Raw genomic sequence first — 6,922 nt, 5'->3', positions numbered from 1 at the left:
GGAGATCACATCGTGACAATCAGCTGCGATGTTACCGATCAGTCAGCTTCCAGCAAATATTCATCAAACAACCATTTGGGACTATTGTCCTGAATATCATGGCTAAAACGGCCCTATATAACAAACCGAAGCGCCGGTACCCGACGAACGGGCACCGACGCTCCGGTGAAATGTATTCAGTTGATCGTGCCGAGGTTGCTTGTCAGACCGTGAAGCCGAGTGCGCGCAGTTGCTCGCGTCCGTCTTCGGTGATCTTGTCCGGTCCCCACGGCGGCAACCACACCCAGTTGATCTTCATGTCGGTACACAGATCGCTACGCACAAGTGCGCCGCGCGCCTGGTCCTCGATCACGTCGGTCAACGGGCACGCCGCCGACGTCAAAGTCATGTCGATCGTGACGACACCGTCGTCTTCGAAGAGTCCGTAGACCAAGCCGAGATCGACGACGTTGATTCCCAGTTCGGGGTCGACGACGTCGCGCATCGCTTCTTCGAGTTCGTCGAGTCGCTCAGGCGACGGGACAGTGCCACCGCCCTGTGCGCCACCGAATTCCGCAGTGGAATCGGGATTCGGATTCACCGGAGCGCCGACCTCGGCGTCCTGCACTGGTTGTGTCTCGGTCATGATCCCTGTCCTTCAGTCGTGTCGACCAATTCACTGCTGCTGTCCGCCGTCGTCACAGCACTGCCGTCGACAATCTGGACTACAGCATCCTTGAATGCCATCCATCCGAGCAAGGCGCACTTCACGCGTGCCGGGTACTTCGAGACACCGACGAACGCGATGCCGTCGCCGAGAACGTCCTCGTCCCCCTCGACGGTGCCCCGACTGCTCACCATCTCGTTGAACGCCGTCACCGTCTTCAGTGCGTCGGTGACCTGCATCCCGATGACGAGGTCGTTCAGCACCGACGTCGACGCCTGGCTGATCGAACAACCCTGACCGTCGTACGAGACGTCGGAGACCGTTCCGTCCTCGGAGATCTGGACGCGCAACGTCACCTCGTCGCCACACGTCGGGTTGACGTGGTGCACCTCGGCGCCGAACGGCTCACGGAGTCCGCGGCCGTGCGGATGTTTGTAGTGATCGAGGATCACTTCCTGATACATCTGCTCCATGCGCATGATTCAGTTCAACTCCCCTGCGACACCGAAAAATTCCTGCGCACGCTTGATCGCTGCAACGAGAACATCGATTTCCGCGGTGGTGTTGTAGAGCGCAAATGACGCACGGGCCGTCGCAGCGACACCGAACTTACGATGCAGCGGCCACGCGCAATGGTGTCCGACGCGGATCGCGACGCCCTCGTCGTCGAGGATCTGTCCGAGGTCGTGGGCGTGAATACCGTCCACGACAAATGAAATCGCTCCGCCGCGGTTCTCGGACGTCTGCGGTCCGATGATGCGCAGACCTTCGATCGCCGACAACTTTTCGAGAGCAGCCTCCACCAACACGTGCTCGTGCGCGGCGACGGCGTCCATCCCGAAGGTGTTCAGGTAATCCACGGCAGCGCCCAACCCGACCACCTGTGAGGTCATCGGGACGCCGGCTTCGAAACGCTGAGGCGGCGGCGCGTAGGTGCTGACCTCCATGGTGACCGTCTCGATCATCGATCCGCCGGTGATGAACGGAGGCATCGCTGCCAGCAGTTCACGACGGCCGTAGAGAACTCCGACCCCCGAAGGGCCGAGCATCTTGTGACCCGAGAACGCCGCGTAGTCCACTCCCAGTTCGTGGAAGTCGACGGCCATGTGAGGCACCGACTGGCACGCGTCGAGCACGACGAGTGCACCGACGGCGCGTGCTCGTCGCACCAATTCCTCGACGGGCGCGATCGCGCCGGTCACGTTGGACTGGTGGGTGAACGAAACGACCTTCACCGCGTCTGTCAGCTCCAGCGAATCGAGATCGATCCGGCCGTCGTCGGTGACGCCGTACCACTTGAGCGTCGCACCGGTTCGGCGCGCAAGTTCCTGCCAGGGAACGAGGTTGGCGTGGTGTTCGAGTTCGGTGATGACGATTTCGTCGCCAGGACCGACATGGCGGTCGAAGCGATCGTCACCGAGAACGTAGGTCACCAGGTTGAGAGCCTCGGTGGCGTTCTTGGTGAACACCAACTCGTCCGAATCCGCGCCCACGAAGGAAGCGATGGTGGCGCGAGCATTCTCGTACGCGTCCGTCGCCTCTTCTGCGAGCTGATGAGCACCCCGGTGTACTGCCGCGTTACACGTGGTCAGGAAGTCCCGTTCGGCATCGAGAACCTGGACCGGACGCTGCGAGGTAGCGCCGGAATCCAAGTACACCAAAGGTTTTCCGTCGCGCACGGTTCGCGCCAGGATCGGGAAGTCGGCCCGAACCGCTGTGACGTCGAGCTCGCGCACCGAGGTGGTCATCGTGATTACGCTCCCTGGGTAGCTGCGGTGTCCGCGGTGAAACGAACGTAGCCGTTGGTCTCGAGCTCGTCGGCCAGCTCCGGTCCACCGGACTCGACGATGCGGCCACCGACGAACACGTGAACGAAGTCGGGGTTGATGTAGCGCAGAATGCGCGTGTAGTGCGTGATCAGCAGAACGCCGCCGTTCTCGCGCTCCTTGTAGCGGTTGACGCCTTCGGAGACGGTGCGCAGAGCGTCGACGTCGAGGCCGGAGTCGGTCTCGTCGAGGATCGCGATCTTCGGCTTGAGCATGCCCAACTGCAGGATCTCGTGGCGCTTCTTCTCGCCACCGGAGAAGCCTTCGTTGACCGAGCGCTCGATGAACGAGGGATCGATCTCGAGCTCGCTGAGGGCTTCCTTGACTTCCTTGACCCAGTGGCGCAGCTTGGGAGCCTCGCCTCGCACGGCCGTAGCTGCGGTGCGCAGGAAGTTGGACATGGAAACGCCGGGAACCTCGACGGGGTACTGCATTGCCAGGAAGAGCCCGGCACGTGCACGCTCGTCGACGCTCATTGCGAGGACGTCTTCACCGTTGAGGGTGATGGAGCCGGACGTGACCTGGTACTTGGGGTGACCGGCGATGGCGTACGACAGAGTCGACTTGCCGGAGCCGTTGGGGCCCATGATCGCGTGGGTCTCCCCCGAGCGGACCGTCAGGTCGACGCCCTTGAGGATCTGGATGGGCTCGGCGTTGGCATCGGAGTTGGCGACCTCGACGTGCAGGTCACGAACCTCGAGGACCGAGGTGGTGGTGTTGTCACTGGTAGACATGAAATTCCTTCAAGATGAGGCGGGCGAGCGTAGCGACGGGGTGGTGTCGCAGGCGGGGCGGTCAGGAGCCGACGGCTGCGAGTTCGGCTTCGACTGCGGCTTCGAGGCGATCGCGCACCTCGGGAACAGCGATCTTGTTGATGATTTCGTGGAAGAACCCACGTACGACCAGACGACGAGCCTGATCCTCCGGGATACCACGAGCACGCAGGTAGAACAGCTGTTCGTCGTCGAAACGTCCCGTTGCACTTGCGTGGCCGGCACCGACGATCTCACCGGTCTCGATTTCGAGGTTCGGAACCGAGTCGGCGCGGGCGCCGTCGGTCAGAACCAGGTTGCGGTTGAGCTCGAACGTGTCGGTGCCCTCCGCTGCGGCGCGGATGAGAACGTCGCCGATCCACACGGTGTGCGCGTCGGGCTTGCCGGATCCGGGATCGCCCTGAAGCGCACCCTTGTAGACCACGTTGGACTTGCAGTTGGGCTGCGAATGATCCACCAGCAGACGCTGTTCCAGATGCTGGCCGGCGTCGGCGAAGTACAGGCCGAGCAGTTCGGCGTCGCCGCCCGGTCCGTCGTACTTGACGGTGGCGGACAGGCGAACCAGGTCGCCGCCCAGGCTGATCGAGGTGTATCGAAGCACTGCGTCGCGGTTCAGGCGAGCGTGGTGTGACGTCACGTGAACTGCGTCGTCCGCCCAGTCCTGGATGGCCACCACGGTCAGCTGCGAACTGTCACCGAGAACGAATTCGATGTTCTCCGCGAAGGTTCCGCTGCCGCGCTGGTCGATCACGAACGTCGCCTTGGCGAACTGTGCCAGGTGAATCTGGGTGTGTCCGTAGGCGACGTTGTCGACTCCGGGGCCGGTCATGGTGACCACGACTGGCTTCTCGACCTCGACCTCGGCGCCCACCGAGATGACCGTTGCAGTCTCGAAGCTCGAATACGCCTGCGCTGCAATGCGATCAGCGGGAACGCCGGCTTTGCCCAGACGCGCGTCGTCACGGCCGACGGTCTCGACGGTGATGTCGCTTCCCCCGTCGACCTCGACGGTGACCTGTCCGTTGGCGACGGCGCTGCCGTCATGCAGTCCCCGGAGACGACGCAGCGGGGTGAACCGCCAGATCTCGTCACGTCCGCCGGGAACCTCGAATGCATTGACGTCGAACGAGGAGAACTGCTCGCCCTTGTTCGTGATAGGTGAGCCTGTGGCTGCACCCTTTACAGGAGCGGTCGGGTTCTCCCCGGCAACAGCTCCGATGACTCCGGTCTCTGGCGTGGTCACTAACCCACAGCCCCTTCCATCTGAAGTTCGATAAGGCGGTTGAGCTCGAGCGCGTACTCCATCGGGAGTTCCTTCGCGATGGGCTCGACGAATCCACGCACGATGGTGGCCATCGCCTCGTCCTCGGTCAGTCCGCGGCTCATCAGGTAGAAGAGCTGATCGTCACTGACCTTGGAGACGGTGGCCTCGTGACCCATGGTGACGTCGTCCTCGCGGATGTCGACGTACGGGTAGGTGTCGCTTCGGCTGATCTGGTCGACCAGCAGAGCGTCACACTTGACGGTCGACTTGGAGCCGTGGGCACCCTTGTTGACCTGCACCAGACCGCGGTACGACGCACGTCCACCACCACGGGCGACAGACTTGCTGATGATGGTCGAGGACGTGTGCGGTGCGAGGTGGAGCATCTTTGCGCCGGTGTCCTGGTGCTGGCCCTCGCCGGAGAACGCAACGGAGAGAACCTCACCGCGGGCGTACTCGCCCATCAGCCACACGGCCGGGTACTTCATGGTGACCTTGGAGCCGATGTTGCCGTCGACCCACTCCATGGATCCGCCTGCCTCGACCTTGGTGCGCTTGGTCACCAGGTTGTAGACGTTGTTGGACCAGTTCTGGATGGTCGTGTAGCGGCAGTGGCCGCCCTTCTTCACGATGATCTCGACGACGGCCGAGTGCAGTGAATCGGACTTGTAGATCGGCGCGGTGCAACCCTCGACGTAGTGCACGGAGGCATCTTCGTCGACGATGATCAGGGTGCGCTCGAACTGACCCATGTTCTCGGTGTTGATGCGGAAGTACGCCTGCAACGGGATGTCCACGTGGACTCCCGGCGGAACGTAGATGAACGAGCCACCGGACCACACGGCGGTGTTCAGCGCGGAGAACTTGTTGTCGCCGGCCGGGATGACCGATCCGAAGTACTCCTTGAACAGCTCCGGGTGCTGCTTGAGACCGGTGTCCGTGTCGAGGAAGATGACGCCCTGCTCCTCGAGGTCCTCACGGATCGAGTGGTAGACGACCTCGGACTCGTACTGAGCTGCGACGCCGGCAACGAGGCGCTGCTTCTCCGCCTCGGGGATGCCGAGCTTGTCGTACGTGTTCTTGATGTCCTCGGGCAGATCTTCCCACGACTCGGCCTGCTTCTCGCTGGACCGGACGAAGTACTTGATGTTGTCGAAGTGAATACCTTCGAGGTCGCTGCCCCAGTTCGGCATCGGCTTCTTGTCGAAGGTGCGCAGCGCCTTGAGGCGGATGTCGAGCATCCACTCGGGCTCGCTCTTCTTGGCGGAGATGTCCCGCACGACAGCCTCGGACAACCCGCGCTGCGCGCTGGCTCCGGCTTCGTCGGAATCGGACCAGCCGTAGCCGTAATGACCGAGGGACGCGATGGTCTCTTCCTGCGTGAGCGGCTCGGTGCCTGCTGCCGCAGTGGTAGTCGCCTGGTCTGATGTGACGGTCATGCGAGCTCCTTCCGGAGTCTTGTTTCTTGACGGCTGCTCGGGTTCAGCGAGGGCTGGTCGCTGTGGTCGAGCAGTTCTGACTTTGAAGAACTAGCTGAAAAATCTCTATTCGAACGCTGCACGGTGGCAACGCTCGGTAGAACACTGTGGTCCGGTCATCTACTCCCGGTGGACACGAGGGGCACGTGCGTCGTGCAGGCGCAGTCACCGTTGGCGATGGTCGCCAGACGCTGGACATGAGTCCCGAGCAATTGCCGGAATGCTTGCTGCTCTGCCTCGCACAGTTCCGGAAACTCTTCTGCCACATGGGAAACCGGGCAATGGTGTTGGCAGATCTGCACGCCGTTGCCGACCGGCCGGGTCGACGCTGCGAACCCCACCGCGTTGAAGGCTTCGGCGATTGCGTCCGCTGTCGCCTCGACGTTGTCGACATCTGTCGGATCAGCCGGTTCGACGTCTCCGACGATCGCCTGGACCCGACGCTTGGCGAACTCCTCGATTGCCGCGTCTCCGCCGATTTCACGGAGTTGCCGCATCGCGGCTCCCGCCAGATCGTCGTAGGTGTGGCCGAGGCGGCCGCGACCGGTCGCGGTGATCTGGAACTGCTTGGCGGGACGACCTCGTCCGCGCTGACGCAGCGACGACGCCGAAGCGGTACGGGCTTCGCCCGACTCGATCAACGCATCCAAGTGACGTCGGACACCTGCGGCACTCAAACCGAGGCGTGTGCCGATTTCGGAGGCGGTAATGGGGCCTTCTTCGAGTAGCAGCTTGACCACTGCCGCCCGCGTCTGACCTTCGACGCTCACCGTCACCGGATTTGCGGCAGCACTCGGCGAGGCCGCTACAGTGGGCTGACCTGCAACTTCCTTGCTTCGTGGGTCTGACGCATTTCTTTTCACAACACAAGTGTGACGGAATTCTTTTCGCAGGTCTACTAAGGGCAACCTGCATTACATTCGGGAATATCCGGA

The 6,922-nt window shown here is 62.5% G+C and carries 7 protein-coding genes; all 7 read right to left on the bottom strand.

Going from position 1 to position 6,922, the window contains the following annotated elements:
• Positions 1-202: 202 nt before the first annotated feature.
• Positions 203-625 carry a metal-sulfur cluster assembly factor gene (locus tag RE4_RS10690; protein ID WP_060938552.1) on the bottom strand — a complete coding sequence of 141 codons (423 nt, stop codon included), beginning with the start codon at positions 623-625 and terminating at the stop codon, positions 203-205.
• Positions 622-1,125 carry a Fe-S cluster assembly sulfur transfer protein SufU gene (gene sufU, locus RE4_RS10685; RefSeq protein WP_003944894.1) on the bottom strand — a complete coding sequence of 168 codons (504 nt, stop codon included), beginning with the start codon at positions 1,123-1,125 and terminating at the stop codon, positions 622-624. The genes RE4_RS10690 and sufU overlap by 4 nt, the downstream gene beginning before the upstream one ends.
• Positions 1,126-1,128: 3 nt before the next feature.
• Positions 1,129-2,394 carry a cysteine desulfurase gene (locus RE4_RS10680; protein WP_003944865.1) on the bottom strand — a complete coding sequence of 422 codons (1,266 nt, stop codon included), beginning with the start codon at positions 2,392-2,394 and terminating at the stop codon, positions 1,129-1,131.
• A gap of 5 nt (positions 2,395-2,399) precedes the next feature.
• Positions 2,400-3,206 carry a Fe-S cluster assembly ATPase SufC gene (gene sufC / locus RE4_RS10675; protein ID WP_003944795.1) on the bottom strand — a complete coding sequence of 269 codons (807 nt, stop codon included), beginning with the start codon at positions 3,204-3,206 and terminating at the stop codon, positions 2,400-2,402.
• A gap of 61 nt (positions 3,207-3,267) precedes the next feature.
• Complete coding sequence (sufD, locus tag RE4_RS10670) at positions 3,268-4,488, bottom strand: Fe-S cluster assembly protein SufD (RefSeq protein WP_020907733.1); 1,221 nt, start codon at positions 4,486-4,488, stop codon at positions 3,268-3,270.
• On the bottom strand, positions 4,488-5,948 hold the full coding sequence (gene sufB / locus RE4_RS10665) for a Fe-S cluster assembly protein SufB (protein WP_003944799.1): 1,461 nt from the start codon (positions 5,946-5,948) through the stop codon (positions 4,488-4,490). Before sufB ends, sufD begins: the two co-directional genes overlap by 1 nt.
• 155 nt (positions 5,949-6,103) lie before the next feature.
• The gene (locus RE4_RS10660) at positions 6,104-6,850 is read right to left on the bottom strand and encodes a helix-turn-helix transcriptional regulator (RefSeq protein ID WP_269455348.1); all 747 of its coding nucleotides are present in this window, start codon (positions 6,848-6,850) and stop codon (positions 6,104-6,106) included.
• Positions 6,851-6,922: the final 72 nt, after the last annotated feature.

The organism is Rhodococcus erythropolis NBRC 15567 (assembly GCF_001552595.1).
Classification (GTDB): Bacteria; Actinomycetota; Actinomycetes; order Mycobacteriales; family Mycobacteriaceae; genus Rhodococcus_F; species Rhodococcus_F erythropolis.
This window is presented reverse-complemented; position numbering and strand designations above follow the sequence as displayed.